11 protein-coding genes and 1 other RNA gene are annotated in these 15584 nt (G+C 46.6%); 7 read left to right on the top strand and 5 right to left on the bottom strand.

Annotated elements, in window-relative coordinates:
* Positions 1-235: 235 nt before the first annotated feature.
* The 3 genes from C6P39_RS26625 to C6P39_RS26615 all read right to left on the bottom strand — a co-directional run bounded on the left by C6P39_RS26625 (position 236) and on the right by C6P39_RS26615 (position 2593).
* Positions 236-1315, bottom strand: coding sequence for a sensor histidine kinase (locus C6P39_RS26625; protein WP_330407134.1), 1080 nt, complete (start codon positions 1313-1315; stop codon positions 236-238).
* 2 nt (positions 1316-1317) lie between these two features.
* Positions 1318-1983: a response regulator transcription factor gene (locus C6P39_RS26620; protein WP_104805739.1), complete on the bottom strand. Its 666-nt coding sequence runs from the start codon at positions 1981-1983 to the stop codon at positions 1318-1320.
* A gap of 286 nt (positions 1984-2269) precedes the next feature.
* Positions 2270-2593: a sporulation initiation factor Spo0A C-terminal domain-containing protein gene (locus tag C6P39_RS26615; RefSeq protein WP_095172513.1), complete on the bottom strand. Its 324-nt coding sequence runs from the start codon at positions 2591-2593 to the stop codon at positions 2270-2272.
* Between the two features lie 240 nt (positions 2594-2833).
* Here C6P39_RS26615 and C6P39_RS26610 point away from each other — a divergent pair, with 240 nt between their 5' ends.
* Complete coding sequence (locus tag C6P39_RS26610) at positions 2834-3322, top strand: GNAT family N-acetyltransferase (RefSeq protein ID WP_104805738.1); 489 nt, start codon at positions 2834-2836, stop codon at positions 3320-3322.
* A gap of 211 nt (positions 3323-3533) precedes the next feature.
* On the opposite strand, the gene ssrA is transcribed toward C6P39_RS26610, so the two are convergent.
* Positions 3534-3885: a transfer-messenger RNA gene (gene ssrA, locus C6P39_RS26605) on the bottom strand.
* Positions 3886-4072: 187 nt separating this feature from the next.
* Here ssrA and C6P39_RS26600 point away from each other — a divergent pair.
* The 5 genes from C6P39_RS26600 to C6P39_RS26580 all read left to right on the top strand — a co-directional run bounded on the left by C6P39_RS26600 (position 4073) and on the right by C6P39_RS26580 (position 9736).
* The gene (locus tag C6P39_RS26600) at positions 4073-4843 is read left to right on the top strand and encodes a Tim44 domain-containing protein (protein ID WP_104805737.1); all 771 of its coding nucleotides are present in this window, start codon (positions 4073-4075) and stop codon (positions 4841-4843) included.
* Between the two features lie 328 nt (positions 4844-5171).
* Positions 5172-5846: a response regulator transcription factor gene (locus C6P39_RS26595; RefSeq protein WP_095172516.1), complete on the top strand. Its 675-nt coding sequence runs from the start codon at positions 5172-5174 to the stop codon at positions 5844-5846.
* A 3-nt stretch (positions 5847-5849) separates the two neighbouring features.
* Positions 5850-7319, top strand: coding sequence for a sensor histidine kinase (locus tag C6P39_RS26590; protein WP_104805736.1), 1470 nt, complete (start codon positions 5850-5852; stop codon positions 7317-7319).
* 93 nt (positions 7320-7412) lie between these two features.
* Positions 7413-8087 (top strand): uracil-DNA glycosylase, encoded by a 675-nt coding sequence (ung, locus tag C6P39_RS26585; RefSeq protein ID WP_104805735.1) that lies wholly within the window; start codon positions 7413-7415, stop codon positions 8085-8087.
* Positions 8088-8101: 14 nt separating this feature from the next.
* On the top strand, positions 8102-9736 hold the full coding sequence (locus C6P39_RS26580) for a putative polysaccharide biosynthesis protein (protein ID WP_104805734.1): 1635 nt from the start codon (positions 8102-8104) through the stop codon (positions 9734-9736).
* An 86-nt stretch (positions 9737-9822) separates the two neighbouring features.
* On the opposite strand, the gene C6P39_RS26575 is transcribed toward C6P39_RS26580, so the two are convergent.
* Positions 9823-14070 carry a 2-hydroxyacyl-CoA dehydratase gene (locus tag C6P39_RS26575; RefSeq protein ID WP_104805733.1) on the bottom strand — a complete coding sequence of 1416 codons (4248 nt, stop codon included), beginning with the start codon at positions 14068-14070 and terminating at the stop codon, positions 9823-9825.
* 290 nt (positions 14071-14360) lie between these two features.
* On the opposite strand from C6P39_RS26575, the gene tgt reads away from it, so the two are divergent.
* A complete protein-coding gene (gene tgt / locus C6P39_RS26570) occupies positions 14361-15497 on the top strand; it encodes a tRNA guanosine(34) transglycosylase Tgt (protein WP_095172521.1) in 1137 nt (378 codons plus the stop codon).
* Positions 15498-15584: the final 87 nt, after the last annotated feature.

Below are 15584 nucleotides of genomic sequence, written 5' to 3'. Positions count from 1 at the left end.
CCCATTTATCTTTCTGCTGTCTCTCTTTATCCGAACGGTGTCTGCTCCACCATTTCACAAAAATAACTTTAAGAGGTAAGGAGAGTATGAAAATCACAGTGAGTATAAGCCACCAATACCACTTAAGTCCTAATAACATAAAATCACCTCCCTTGTATAAGAGAGTTTATACAGGGAAGGTGAAGTCAGTATGAGGCTGCTGTGAAGTTCATGTGAAATTATGCCTTGCAGTTGGTTATGTGAGAAAGGGAAAGGAAAAGTAGAATTCTACCCCGTTATCCAGATTTTGTACCCCATAAGGAGCCTGATAGAGGCAGAGAACCTGAGCTACAATTGCCAGTCCTAAGCCGGAGCCGCTGCCGGCAGTATTTTGTCCGCGGTAGAACTTGGACCAGATTTTGGGAAGATCCTCATCCGGGATCGGACAGCACTGGTTATATAGGGAAAAGAGCAGTTCCTTTTCCGTACAGCTTATTGTAAGACGGATTTCTCCCTTTTTTTGGACATTTTTTCCGGCGTTTTCAAAGAGATTGTCCAGCACCTGTTCCATGCGTTTGGGGTCTGCCTGAATGAAAACGGGATGATCGGGAAGCTGGTAAGTGAAACGATAATCACGATCCGGGGTGTCGAGAAGAAGGCGGCCTGCAGATGTCTCTGCCAGTTCAATGAAATCAAAGGTTTCATCTAAAAGCTCTGCGGAACCGGCTTCCATTGCAGACAGATCCAGCAGTGATACAAGCATACGGTTGATTCGGTCCTCAGCAGATAATATGGCATGGATATACTGCTGCTTTTTTGTATCATCCACCTCGTCTATTAACCCTTCTGCATAGGCACGTATAAGTCCCAGGGGCGTTTTCATTTGGTGAGACAGGTTATCAGTCAGCTCTTTTCTCTGAGCCTGCAGGAGCCGTTCTTTCTGCATATCCTTTTCAAGCTGGATATTTGCACACTCCAGTTTCTGCAGAGTATCCTGCAGATTAGCGGACATGGTATTCAGGTTTTGTGAAAGTCTGCCAAACTCATCATTAGACTTGATTTGGCAGCGTGCAGTGAGATCCAGACGAGCCATTCGCTCGGCTTCCCGGTTAATTTCATTTAAAGGTTTAGAGATCAGACGACCCAGCAGATGATCTATACTTGTGATAACGGCTGCCATAAGAATAAACCATATCAGAAAGGCGAAACTGCGGTTTGTGGGAAGCTCTGAAGTAAAAAGGTAGAATAAAACAATGATTCCTCCCACCAGTTTTGAAAGCAGAAGGGTTTTTTTGCGGACAGTGTTCAAGTGAAATGCAGATACTATTTTTTCCATAGTCATACCTCAAACTTATAACCGGAGCGGATAAGGGTTACAATATGCTGTCCTTCACTGCCCAGCTTTTGGCGCAGGGTTTTCATATGGGTATCCACTGTTCTGGTATTTCCCTCAAAATCATATCCCCAGATACGGTTAAGGAGCTGGTCACGGGAAAAGACCTGATTTTTATTCAGCATAAAGAGGCGCAGCAGTTCAAATTCTTTATGAGTCAGCACCGTGTCCCTGCCGCAGACGGTGACCGTGTGGGAGGAGAGCTGCATTACGATTTCCCCGGCTGTTACAATATCATGGGGATTGACGGACATGGCCCGGCGCAGAAGGACATTGATTTTTGCGAGAAGTAATTTAGGGCTGAAGGGCTTTGTGATATAATCGTCAGCTCCGTACTCATAGCCTTTTAATTTATCTGTCTCGCTGTCTTTTGCTGTGAGAAAAATGATGGGAATATTACACATTTCTCTGGCGATCCGGCATACAGAGAGTCCGTCCAGATGGGGCATCATAATATCAAGCACTGCCAAATCTACAGGATTGTTTTTCAAGATTGTCACAGCGTCTATACCGTCATCAGCCGTTATACAGGTATGTCCGCCGCGGCGCATATAGTCCGTAAGGATTTCCTGCATACCTTTTTCATCCTCTGCTATTAATATGAGAGCCATTTTTGCCTCCTTTTGTATTTGCTTTATCCTGTAAGGACCTGTCATAATATAGTAGAAAAGGTACGGACAGGGACTTACCTGTGTCAGCGGTCATGAAATCCGCTGGATTCGATTTCATTATATTACGTTCTAAAAGGGAATGCAAACAGAAAGAGAGCTGTCCACTTAGGAGGCATCAGATCACATATCATCCGGCAGACAGCCCTTTTTAGGTGATGTGCATTGGTGTGAGATTTATTTTTGCATTCAGGACAGGTAATTCAGTTATGGAGAAATCCGCGGTAATTCATTTATTACAGTACACTTTGTAGGCAATAATATCTATGAATTCGCTGTTTGAAGGGCATCTGGAGAGTTTATACCCGGATAGTTCCTGCAGATATGCTTTATTATTATCCCAGCATTTTTCTATTACAGTCCGGATGTCGCGTTCCACACTGACTTTGGTAACCCCATATTTATGGGCAATGACAGGGTAGATATCCTTTGTCACTTTAAGACACTCATCATAATTTTCGGCGGCAATATGAATGGCGTCCAGCAGATAGCGGTACCCCTTATATTTTGATGTGATGCCGAATTGGCGTATGATTCTATCCTTTGTATGCATATTTATTAACCCTCCTCATATTTTCTATAATATTATAGAGGAGAAAGCTGTCAAGGAAGGAAAGTTCGACATTATAATACAAAAAAAGACCTCCGGTCCCTTTTTTTTCACCCTGCCGGACCGTTTAGGCACGGGCCAGTGTTTGACAGTTTAACCTTGCAATAGTAAAATTGGCCTGTAGCATCATCGTATTAAAAAAGTACATCATGTATTCTATGGAATGCGGAAAGGCGGGATATTATGGCAGCAGCCAAAAGAGCCATGGATTTCGTACCGGCGAAGCCGGAAGATACACGGAGTCTGCGTCTCCTTGCGTGGAAGTCAGAAGAGCACTGGGGATATAAAAAAGAATTTATGGAGGTATTTGACCATAAGTTTAATATCACAGAACAGTTTATTTTAGAAAATCCGGTTTATGTGTGCCGGGAAGGCGGGAGACCAGCTGCATTTTGGGGCCTGAGGCGGAATGCAGAACAAGGGGAGCTGGAATACTTTTATGTGGCGGAGCAGGAGATTGGCAGAGGATACGGAAAGCAGATGTGGAACCATATGACTGGCTGGTGCAAGGCACAGGGGATTCTAACAATACATTTTGTCACCAGCCCTCAGGCCACAGGATTTTATGAAAAAATGGGTGCCGTACAGGATGGAGAGTCAAAATCTATAGTGGACAATCGGCCGGTTCCGCATTTTGTATATGATATCAACAACAGCCAGACATTCCGGTGAACATCGCACGGGGAGTATTGGTGTAATGGGTCTAAATAAAAGGGCTCCCTTATAATAAAGGAACCCTTTGTCATTGGAGTAAAACGTAACGATCCGAATGCTGTGAAAAGTTCGGATCCGTTACATTTTAAGTAAAGCAGAGCCATTGAATCCAAACTTCATCCGGATTCAATGGCTCTGTGCAGGTAAGCCGCTTCCGGCGGCTTACAAATAGTGGACCTGGCGGGAATCGAACCCGCGTCCGAAAGTCTATCCCTTGAGGCATCTCCCATCACAGTCATTCTTTTAACATTCCCTTATACAACCGCCGGATGACAGGCTGATGTACTTAGTAGCTTCATAAATCTTTTACTTTCTCAAAGCTTTGAAAGTAAAGGGCCCTGCAAAGTCGATGCCGGATTCCCAGGCAGCAGGTGACCTGGGGCCGACAAGCTGCAATTAGGCAGCTAACGCTAAATTATTATTGTCTGCGTTTATATTTAAGTTCCAGGTTGGTACGCAGTCCCGGAGTCTGCGGATGGCTTCCCCAACTTCAAAACCCCCGTCGAAACCAGTACAAGCCCATTTCTGGACTTCACTGTGGAAGTGTATTATAGATTATCACTTTATTATGATTTTGTCAAGGAGAAATGAAAAAAGTTTACCAGTCTTGACAGATATTTATGTCTGGGATAGACTTATTAAAAAGAAATAAAAGGGGAGAGCATAGTATCCGGGCAGCATGACGGTTTCTTTGCAGATTTGGGAAATATGAAGTTTTTTAATAAAAAAAGAAAATTGCGGCATGGTTTTTTGCTTTTGGCAATACTGATGATCATTCTTGCAGTGCCTGTCTGGGGACGGGCCGGCGGAGGGGGAAGCTCAGGAGGCGGCGGAAGTTCAGGAGGCGGGGGCGGATACAGCGGCAGCTCCGGCGGAGGCAGTTACCACAGCGGCCGTTCCTCATCCCGCAGCAATTTAGTGGGAAATATTGTTTTCGGGGTCAATGCCGTTTTGATCACCTGCGGCGGAGCTATTGTGTTTGCCGTTAAATCAAAAAAGGCGGCCATGAAAAGCAAAAATTTAATGCGGCAGTATGAAAAAATCGGCGGTAACTGGGATTACCGGGAAGTGCAGCGTCAGGTAGAGGAAGCCTACTTTCAGATCCAGGAGTGCTGGAGGCGGATGGATGCAGGCTACGCGGCGGCTTATCTCAGCGAAGAACTGCTGGAAGACTTTAATATGAAAATCCAGTGGATGGAAGTGAGGGAGGAAGCGGTGGTTCAGAAGCATGTAAAGCTTTTGAGCGCTGTGCCTGTGAGTGCTTACGATGAGCTGGGGGAGGAAAACGATTGTATCTGGTATCTGATCCACGGCAGTATGGTGGGCTATTATATGAACAGGAACACAAGGATCTGTGTGCGCGGCAACACAAAAAAAGAGAGCTTTTATGAATACTGGAAATTTATTTACCGAAATGAACGCTGGGTACTGCATGAGATCAGGCAGCAGGATGAAATGGATATCAATCAGTTTATATAAAATTAATTGTGGGTTACCATTCACAGCCGCTGTCCTGTCAAGTGCTTTTTAGGTGTCTGCTTATGAAGCCCCTAAGGCCGCCAGCGGGGTATGGTGCAAAATACTCGATTTATGTGTATCGTGAAACGTATTAATATTACTGTTCACAGATTCAACAAAATTTTCTGATATATTTAAGTACATACAATGGAACGATTCAGCCGCCAGGCAGAATCCCATGGCCAAAAGTTTTTATATGGATTTTTGCCAGTGATTGTAAAGGAAATGAACCGTTATCATAGAGTAGATCGGACAGATAAGTCTGCAGAGATAGAAAGAGGGAACCGATATGGAAAAATGCAAAATACTGGTAGTGGATGATGAGAGCAGGATGCGCAAGCTGGTGCGGGACTTCCTGGTAAAGAAAGATTTCGAGGTGCTGGAGGCCGGCGACGGTGAGGAGGCACTGGATATTTTTTATGCTACAAAGGATATTGCTCTTTTGATCCTTGATGTGATGATGCCTAAGATGGACGGCTGGGAAGTGTGCAGGGAAATCCGCAGGGAGTCAAAGGTTCCCATCATCATGCTGACTGCCAGAGGCGATGAGAGGGACGAGCTTTTGGGATTTGAGCTGGGGGTGGATGAGTATATTGCAAAGCCTTTCAGCCCCAAGATATTGGTTGCCAGAGTGGAGGCTATTCTGAGAAGAGCCAATATCTGCGGAAACAGTGATGTTTTGTCGGCGGGTGGTATTGAGGTGAACAAAGCTTCCCATATTGCCACTATTGACGGGCAGTCCATGGAGTTGAGCTATAAGGAATTTGAACTGTTGACGTATTTCCTGGAAAACCAGGGAATAGCACTTTCCAGAGAGAAAATCCTGAATTCTGTATGGAATTACGATTATTTTGGAGATGCCCGTACCATTGACACCCACGTAAAAAAGCTTCGCAGCAAACTGGGAGATAAGGGTGAATACATTAAAACAATCTGGGGCATGGGATACAAGTTCGAGGTATAAAACATGAGAAAATCAATTAAGGTGCGTCTGGCAGTATCTTTTATCGGAATTATGCTTTTATCGCTCTTGTCTATTACGGCGGTGAACCGTTTGTTTTTGGAGAAATATTATATTTCCAGAAAAGCGGATTCTCTGGAAACCGTATATAAAGCATTAAATGAACAGGCTTATAATGACCCGGAGGGCAGGACGCACCTGCAGGGACTCTGTATTGAAAAAAATATTTCCTGGGTACTTGTGGATGTGAGCACACAGGACTGGACCATCATAGCCAATGACGGGCGTAATCCCGATCTGCTGGCTACCAGGCTTCTATTTGGATATATCTGGGGAATGATGCCGGAAAACAGGGAGGTCATTACAGACAATGATTCCTACACGCTGGAGCAGAATACAGACGACAAAGAGAACGTAGTCTATCTGGACATGTGGGGTGTGATGAAGAACCGAAAGTGTGCCTTTTTGATCCGTATGCCCATGGCAAGTATCCGGGACAGTGTGGAGATCTCGAATATATTCTATATTTATATAGGACTTCTTGTGATCATGATCAGCAGTGCTGCAATTTGGTTTATGAGCAAGAGGATCACAAAACCGCTGTTGGAACTGACGGAGATCTCAAGGCGTATGAGTAATCTGGATTTTGAAGCCAGATATGAAGGCGGAGGCGAGGATGAGATCGGCACGTTGGGCCAGAACTTCAACAAGATGTCCGAGGAATTGGAGCATACCATATCTGAACTGAAAACTGCCAACAATGAACTGCAGGAGGATATTGAGCAGAAGAAACAGATTGATGAGATGCGCAAGGAATTCCTTTCTAATGTTTCTCATGAGCTGAAGACCCCTATTGCGCTGATCCAGGGGTATGCTGAGGGATTGAAGGAATGTATCAATGACGATGCGGAGAGCAGGGAGTTTTACTGTGATGTGATCATGGATGAATCTGCAAAGATGAACAATATGGTAAAAAAACTGCTGACCCTGAATCATCTGGAATTCGGCAATGACCAGGCTGCCATGGAACGATTTGATCTGACAGACCTGGTAAGGGGCGTGGTACAGTCTGCGCAGTTGCTGGCAGACCAGAAAGGCGCCCAGATCTCCTTCCCCCAGTCTGAGCCTGTGTACGTGTGGGGAGATGAATTCAAAGTGGAGGAAGTGGTGACAAATTATGTGTCCAATGCCCTGAATCATGTGGATGGAGAGATGAAGATTGAAGTGAAGATGATGAGAAAGGAAAACCATGTGCGCCTCTCTGTCTTCAATACAGGAAAACCTATCCCGGAGGAGGAACTGGATAAAATCTGGATAAAATTCTATAAGGTGGACAAGGCACGGACCCGGGAGTACGGGGGAAGCGGTATTGGATTGTCAATTGTAAAGGCTATTATGGAGAGCATGCATCAGAAGTTCGGCGTGGTCAACTATGACAACGGTGTGGAATTTTGGTTTGAACTGGAAGAAAAGTGATGACGGAAAGATGATGACAGGCGACACCTCCTTGCATTTTTCGATGGATTCTGCTAAACTAGAGAACATGATAAAAATGCAGGAGGGATGATTATGCCGCCTTTACAGGGAGAATGGCTGGAGGCTTTGAAGCCGGAATTCGGAAAAACATATTATAAACAATTGTTCGCCAAGGTGGGGCAGGAGTACCAGATGAGAAAGATATTCCCCGCACCGGATGATATTTTCAATGCATTTCATTTTACCCCTTTAGATCAGGTAAAAGTGGTCATATTGGGACAGGATCCTTATCACAATGACGGGCAGGCTCACGGCCTGTGTTTTTCTGTCAAGCCGGATGTGGAAATCCCCCCTTCTCTGGTGAATATTTACCAGGAACTTCAGGAAGACTGCGGCTGTTATATACCCAACAACGGATATCTGGAGAAATGGGCAAAACAGGGTGTTTTGCTTTTGAATACAGTTCTGACTGTACGGGCCCACCAGGCCAATTCTCACAGAGGAATCGGCTGGGAGGAGTTTACGGATGCGGCCATCCGTATTCTGGATGAACAGGACCGCCCCATGGTATTCCTTTTGTGGGGAAGACCGGCACAGATGAAAAAGAGTATGCTGCACAATCCAAACCACCTGATTCTGGAAGCACCTCATCCAAGTCCGCTGTCTGCATTCCGCGGATTTTTCGGATGCCGTCATTTCAGCAAGGCAAATGCCTTTTTGCAGGAACATGGCCTGGAGCCAATTGACTGGCAGATAGAAAACAGATAAAGGAATTTGGACAAATGGGTAAAAAGAATAGTAATACATTAGTGAAAAATGCGTCTTTTTTAATGGTTGCGGCGCTGATATCTAAGATTATCGGAATGATATACAAAAGTCCCTTGTCTTCGCTCCTGGGAAGAGAGAGCTTTGCCTGCTTCCAGTTCGCGCAGAATGTATATTTTATCCTGCTGATGATCGCATCCTTCAGTATTCCGCAGGCTGTATCCAAGATCATGTCGGAGCGGATCGCATTCAAAAGATACAGAGACGCGCAGAGGGTGTTTAAGGGCGCTCTTTTATATGCAGTGATAGCCGGAGGCGCTGTTGCCCTCATATGTGTGTTCGGTGCTTCGATCCTGGTACCGGACAGCGTGGCAAATGCCAGACTGGCGCTTCAGATGCTGGCCCCTACTATTTTCATATCGGGTATTCTTGGGGTGTTCAGAGGATATTTCCAGGCCTACAGGAATATGATGCCCACGTCTATCTCGCAGATCGTAGAACAGATAGCGGTTGCGGTTGTGGCACTATTGATGGCAAATTTTATGGTTCATCATTTTGCAGGTGCAGGGGAAGATACGCTGCAGAGATGGAGCGCAGCCGGGGCGACCATTGGTACGGGAGCCGGTGTTACGGCAGCGCTTCTTTTTATGCTGTTTGTGTACAGCGTGAACAGGAAGACGATCAACCGCAGGATTGCCAGGGACAAGGTTTCTGTGGATGAGAGCTATCAGCAGGTCATGAGAAATATTGTGCTGATCGTGGCGCCCATCATTCTCAGCGCATTTATTTATAATGTGAATGGTTATATCAATGGTGTGATGTACACCAGCATTTCAGATTTCAGAGGTATGGATAACAGCCAGGTAAAAGTGCTGTATGCAGAGTTTGGATTTTTTATGACGCTGATCAATATTCCCCTGACGCTGGCTAGTACGGCTCCTACCTCCATGATTCCGGAGGTGTCCGCCCATTATGCCACAGGGGATGTGAAAGGCGCCATTGAGAAGATAAATAATGCCACATGGATCAGTATGCTGATTTCCATGCCGGCTTCCGTGGGGCTTGCCGTGCTGGCACAGCCGGTAACCGCTCTGCTTTTCCCTTCCACAGAAGGCGTAGCGGGACAATTGATGGTGCTTGGGGTGATCACGGTTATCCTGAACAGTACATCCAATATATCAAATGGGGTTCTGCAGGGCATTGGAAGGGCTAATGTCCCCATGATCAACGCGGCAATTTCCCTGGCTGTGGATATTGTATTTTTGGCGGTCCTGCTGTTTTTTACCGATGCGGGAATCTATGCCGTGGTCATTGCCATGATCGTATATGCCATTGTTATGTGTGTGCTCAATGACAGGGCCCTGAAGAAATACCTGGGATATCAGAATCCATGGAAATATGCTTACCTGCCTCCGTTTTTGGCTACAATCCCCATGGGGATCGTTGCGTTTGCCGTGTACAAAGGTGTGAGATTTCTGGTAAGATCACTGCCGCACTCCAATCTGCTGGCCTTGATCCCCTCGATTGCGCTGGCTGCTGCCGTGTATTTCATTGCCTATCTCTTTATTGCAAAACCATCCAGACAGGAACTTCTGTCCCTGCCGGGAGGGACAAAGCTTATAGTGCTGGCCCAAAAACTGAGGATCATCTGACAAGATCATAAGAAAATCATAAGAAAAGCCAGCGGGCATATCATCCTATGCAGTGATATGCCCGCTGGCTTATTCTTTTTTATCGGTCACGGCATCTTTTTGAATGCAGTGGACAGCATCAGTTTAATGCGGTTCAGCTGGTTTACCTCGCTGGCACCTGGATCATAGTCAATGGCAACAATATTGGCATCCGGATAATCCTTGCGGATGGCCTTGATAACACCTTTGCCCACAATGTGGTTGGGCAGACAGCCGAAAGGCTGTGTACACACAATATTAGGTGCTCCGCTGTGGATCAGTTCCATCATCTCTCCGGTCAAAAACCATCCCTCTCCGGTCTGGTTGCCGATAGATACAATGGGGGCTGCCATTTTTGCCAAGTCCTTGATGTTGGCAGATGGAGTAAAATGTTTGCTTTTGGCAAACTCTTTGTTGGCTGCCCCTCTGATAAATTCAATGGCTTTGATGCCCATATTGGCAGTTTTTGCAGAGGTTTTCTTGAATCCTAAATATTTTGCCTTGAAATTCTGGTTATAGAAGCAATAGCATAAAAAGTCGATCAAATCCGGGCAGACAGGTTCTGCTCCTTCTTTTTCCAGAAGCTCTGCCAGATGGTTATTGGCAGCAGGCAGGAATTTTACCAGAATTTCGCCTACAATACCTACTCTCGGTTTTTTCTCACCGGTGATGGGCAGCGTGTCAAATTCCCGGATCATCTGTCGGCAGATGCGGTTGAACTGCCCAAAAGTAATGTGTTTGGCGCTTATGAAACGGATACAGCGCTTCTCCCATTTGCGGTGCAGGGCATTGGCGGAGCCTTTGACGGCCTCGTAGGGGCGCATACGGTAGAGGCATTTCATAAGTATGTCTCCGAACACTGCGCCGAACGCCAGTCTGGAGGCCAGCTTGGCGGTGATCTTAAATCCGGGGTTTTCTTCCAGCCCGCTTAAATTGATGGAAATAACCGGTATGTAGGACATATTTGCCTTGGCAAGTGCCCTTCGGATAAATCCGATATAGTTGGAGGCACGGCATCCGCCTCCGGTCTGTGACATAATGATCGCTACCTTGTGCAGGTCGTATTTGCCGGACAAGAGTGCCTGCATAATCTGGCCCACCACCATCAGGGAGGGATAACAGGCATCATTGTTCACGTATTTGAGGCCAACATCCACAGCTTCCTTGTTGTCATTGGGAAGCACTTCCAGATTGTACCCGCTGGCATTGAACGCTGCCTGCAGGATGGAAAAATGGATGGGTGACATCTGGGGGCACAGAATCGTATATTTTTTTCTCATCTCAGGTGTGAATACCACCTTTTTGATGGAGGAGGGTGATATTTTCCGTTTGATATGCTGTTCTTCCTTGACCCGGAGGGCAGCGATCAGAGAGCGGACACGGATGCGGGCAGCACCCAGGTTATTCACCTCATCTATTTTCAGGCAGGTGTAAATTTTGCCGCTGTCTGCCAGGATCTCATTTACCTGGTCTGTGGTCACGGCATCCAGTCCGCAGCCGAAGGAGTTTAACTGAATCAGATCCAGATTCTCTTTTTCCTTCACAAAGTTGGCGGCAGCGTAAAGCCTGGTGTGGTACATCCATTGGTCATTGACACGCAGGGGGCGTTCAATAGGTGCCAGATGAGAGACAGAATCCTCTGTCAGTACGGCAATGCCGTAGGAGTTGATCAAGTCCGGGATACCGTGATGGATCTCCGGATCAATGTGGTATGGCCTTCCGGCCAGCACGATGCCGCGTCTTCCTGTCTTATCCAGATAGCGGAGAGTCTCCTCACCTTTCCTGCGAATATCTTCCCTGCACTTGGCCATTTCTTTCCAGGCGGCATGGGCAGCGTCAGATACTTCTGTGGAGGGAATGTCTTTAAACTCTTCCAGCAGCCGCTCTGTGATGGTGTCCTCATTGGTCATGGCTAAGAACGGGTTGTGGAAATGGATTTCCGGATCATTCAGTTCGTCAATGTTATTCTTTATATTCTCCGCATAGGAGGTGACGATGGGGCAGTTGTAATGGTTAATGGAATCCTCAAATTCTTCCCTCTCGTACGGAATACAGGGGTAGAAGATATATTTGACCCCCTGTTTGATGAGCCACGATACATGTCCGTGAGCCAGTTTTGCAGGGTAGCACTCTGATTCACTGGGAATGGACTCAATGCCGAGTTCATATATCTTTCTGGTTGAGGTGGGGGAGAGTACCACCTGATATCCCAGCCTGGTAAAGAACGTATACCAGAAAGGATAGTTTTCAAACATGTTCAGGACTCTAGGGATGCCCACCTTTCCTCTGGGAGCTTTATCCTCTGTCAGCGGCTCATAGGAGAACAGCATTTTATATTTATATTCAAACAGATTGGGAATATGGTCCTTGTTCTTCTCTTTGCCAATCCCCCGCTCGCAGCGGTTACCGGAGATATACTGGCGTCCGCCTGAGAATTTGTTGATGGTCAGACGGCAGTTATTGGTACAGCCCCTGCAGTTTGCCATGGTGGTTTTATACTGGAGACTGTTGATCTTTTCAATAGGAAGCATGGTAGTTTCCTGGCCTGCCGTATAGCGCTCCCTTGCGATGAGGGCAGCACCGAAAGCGCCCATGATCCCGGCAATGTCCGGACGTATGGCTTCACAGCCCGCAATGCGCTCAAAGCTTCTCAAAACAGCGTCATTATAGAAAGTTCCGCCCTGTACGACAATGTGTTTTCCCAGCTCAGAGGCATCGGAAACCTTGATAACTTTATACAATGCATTTTTTATAACGGAATATGCCAGTCCTGCGGAGATGTCTGATACCTCCGCACCTTCTTTTTGTGCCTGTTTTACTTTGGAATTCATGAAAACAGTACATCTGGTTCCAAGGTCAATAGGATTTTTGGCAAAAAGAGCGGCTTTTGCAAAGTCCTGTACACTGTAATTCAGGGAATTGGCAAAGGTCTCGATAAAGGAGCCGCAGCCGGAGGAGCAGGCTTCATTTAGCTGCACGCTGTCCACAGTATGGTTCTTTATCTTGATACATTTCATATCCTGACCGCCGATATCCAGGATACAGTCCACCTCAGGGTCAAAGAAAGCGGCTGCATAGTAGTGGGATACGGTCTCCACTTCCCCCTCATCCAAAAGAAGGGCCGCCTTGATCAGTGCCTCTCCGTAGCCGGTGGAACAGGAGTATGCGATTTTGGCTTCCCGGGGAAGGTGGCTGTAAATTTCCTGAATGGCACGGATACTGGTTGCCAGGGGATTGCCGTTGTTGTTGCTGTAAAAGGAGTAGAGCAGGGAACCATCCTCCCCGACCAGGGCTGCCTTTGTTGTGGTGGAGCCTGCGTCTATACCAAGATAGCAGTTTCCGCTGTAGCCGGAGAGTTCGTCGGTTTTCACATTGTAATGACTCTGGCGCTCATTGAATTTGTCATAATCCGCCCTGGAGGCAAACAGAGGTTCCATACGGTTGACCTCAAATTCCATATGTATATTGGCTGACAGCCTGTCGCGCATGGCAGTGACGGATACGCCGGGCGCATCCTTTTTTGCATTCAGCGCAGATCCTATAGCTGCGAACAGATGGGAATTGTCAGGTACAATGGTATGCTCCTCATCCAGCTTCAGTGTCCGGATAAACGCTGTCTTCAGTTCAGACAAAAAGTGAAGCGGGCCGCCCAGAAATGCCACATGGCCGCGGATTGGCTTTCCGCAGGCAAGGCCGCTGATGGTCTGGTTGACCACAGCCTGGAAAATGGAGGCTGACAGGTCCTCCTTCGTAGCGCCCTCGTTGATCAGCGGCTGGATGTCTGTTTTGGCAAACACGCCGCAGCGGGCAGCGATGGGATAAAGCGCCTTGTAATTTTTAGCGTATTCATTCAGGCCTGCGGCATCGGTCTGCAGCAGGGAGGCCATCTGGTCAATAAAAGAACCGGTTCCTCCGGCACAGATGCCGTTCATACGCTGTTCAATATTTCCGCCTTCAAAATAAATGATCTTTGCATCCTCCCCGCCAAGCTCAATGGCTACGTCGGTTCTGGGAGCCAGTTCCTGTAGGGAGGAGGACACAGCGATAACCTCCTGCACAAAGGGAACCTCCAGATGTTTTGCGAGTGTAAGCCCGCCGGAACCGGTGATCACCGGAAGGACTAAAAATTCTCCTAATTGTTTATAAGCCTTATCCAGCAGTCCAGCCAGTGTATTCTGAATGTCTGCAAAGTGGCGTTCATAATCGGAGAAAAGGATTTCTTTTTCTTCATTTAGAACTGCGATTTTTACTGTGGTGGAACCAATATCAATTCCAAGACGGTATACATCTGCAATATTTTTATTATCTGCTGACATGGTCAGGAGACCTCCTTCATAATAAATGGACGGATTTTATGCCGTCATATATGCGTTTCTTCTTATTTATATAGTGCTATAGAAAATCATTTAACATTATACGACAATATTTCTAAAAATACAATTGCTATTTTGAAATTGGATTATTTTAGTTATATATAAGAGGGAAAGAAAATATTCCAGCCGGTTGCGTTTACATTTCCCTTATGGTAGAATAAGCCAGATGTAACTGTTCATCAGATATACAGTTACGGGCAAAAGGATTACGTTTAGAAAGAGGAAATTGTTATATGTACAAGATACTGAAACAGGAAGGCATGGCAAAACGCGCCCATTTTGAAACAGTGCACGGCACGGTGGAGACCCCTGTCTTTATGAACGTGGGCACAGTGGCTGCGATCAAGGGCGCAGTTGCCACAACGGACCTGCATGAAATAGGAACGCAGATAGAATTGTCAAACACATATCATCTCCATGTTCGCCCGGGTGACCAGGTAGTGAAAAAACTGGGCGGACTCCATAAATTTATGAACTGGGACAGACCCATACTCACGGATTCCGGCGGATTTCAGGTGTTTTCCCTGTCAAAGCTGCGGAAGATCAAAGAGGAAGGCGTTTATTTTAACTCCCACATTGACGGACATAAGATTTTTATGGGACCAGAGGAAAGTATGCAGATACAGTCCAACCTGGCGTCCACCATTGCCATGGCGTTTGATGAGTGTCCATCCTCTGTGGCAGACCGAAAATACGTTCAGGACTCTGTGGACAGGACCACAAGATGGCTTGCCCGGTGTAAGGATGAGATGGCACGGCTGAATGCAAAAGAAGATACTATCAATCCCCAGCAGATGCTGTTCGGAATTAATCAGGGCGCAGTATATGATGATATCCGTATCGCACATGCAAAAGAGATTGCCAAAATGGACCTTGACGGTTATGCAGTTGGGGGGCTTGCTGTGGGGGAGAGCCATGAGGAAATGTACCGGATCCTGGACAGTGTGGTGCCCTATCTTCCCACAGATAAGCCCACATATCTGATGGGTGTGGGAACACCGGCCAACATTTTGGAGGGTGTCTCCAGAGGCGTGGATTTCTTTGACTGTGTATACCCAAGCCGGAATGGACGCCATGGCCACGTGTACACGAATTTTGGAAAACTCAATCTGTTCAACGCTAAATATGAACTGGATTCCCGCCCGATCGAGGAGGGATGCCAGTGCCCGGCCTGCAGAAGTTACAGCAGGGCCTATATCCGCCATCTTCTGAAGGCTAAGGAAATGCTGGGAATGCGTCTGTGTGTACTGCACAACCTGTATTTCTACAATACTATGATGACGGAAATACGCCAGGCTCTTGATGAAGGGCACTATGAGGACTATAAACAGCAGAAGCTGGAGCGCATGGCAGCAGGTCCTAAGGCATAAAAACAGAAAAAACGTGTAAAATATATAAAAAAACCTGAAAAACACTTGAAGAAATAAGGGAAATTGTGTATTATTGTAATAACGTTC

This window comes from Blautia marasmi (genome assembly GCF_900258535.1).
Classification (GTDB): Bacteria; Bacillota; Clostridia; order Lachnospirales; family Lachnospiraceae; genus Blautia; species Blautia hominis.
This window is presented reverse-complemented; position numbering and strand designations above follow the sequence as displayed.

Bases quoted from the DNA above. Each gene is read 5' to 3' on its own strand.
- C6P39_RS26625 (WP_330407134.1), bottom strand. From the start codon at position 1,315: ATGGAAAAAATAGTATCTGCATTTCACTTGAACACTGTCCGCAAAAAA.
- C6P39_RS26620 (WP_104805739.1), bottom strand. From the start codon at position 1,983: ATGGCTCTCATATTAATAGCAGAGGATGAAAAAGGTATGCAGGAAATC.
- C6P39_RS26615 (WP_095172513.1), bottom strand. From the start codon at position 2,593: ATGCATACAAAGGATAGAATCATACGCCAATTCGGCATCACATCAAAA.
- C6P39_RS26610 (WP_104805738.1), top strand. From the start codon at position 2,834: ATGGCAGCAGCCAAAAGAGCCATGGATTTCGTACCGGCGAAGCCGGAA.
- C6P39_RS26600 (WP_104805737.1), top strand. From the start codon at position 4,073: ATGAAGTTTTTTAATAAAAAAAGAAAATTGCGGCATGGTTTTTTGCTT.
- C6P39_RS26595 (WP_095172516.1), top strand. From the start codon at position 5,172: ATGGAAAAATGCAAAATACTGGTAGTGGATGATGAGAGCAGGATGCGC.
- C6P39_RS26590 (WP_104805736.1), top strand. From the start codon at position 5,850: ATGAGAAAATCAATTAAGGTGCGTCTGGCAGTATCTTTTATCGGAATT.
- ung (WP_104805735.1), top strand. From the start codon at position 7,413: ATGCCGCCTTTACAGGGAGAATGGCTGGAGGCTTTGAAGCCGGAATTC.
- C6P39_RS26580 (WP_104805734.1), top strand. From the start codon at position 8,102: ATGGGTAAAAAGAATAGTAATACATTAGTGAAAAATGCGTCTTTTTTA.
- C6P39_RS26575 (WP_104805733.1), bottom strand. From the start codon at position 14,070: ATGTCAGCAGATAATAAAAATATTGCAGATGTATACCGTCTTGGAATT.
- tgt (WP_095172521.1), top strand. From the start codon at position 14,361: ATGTACAAGATACTGAAACAGGAAGGCATGGCAAAACGCGCCCATTTT.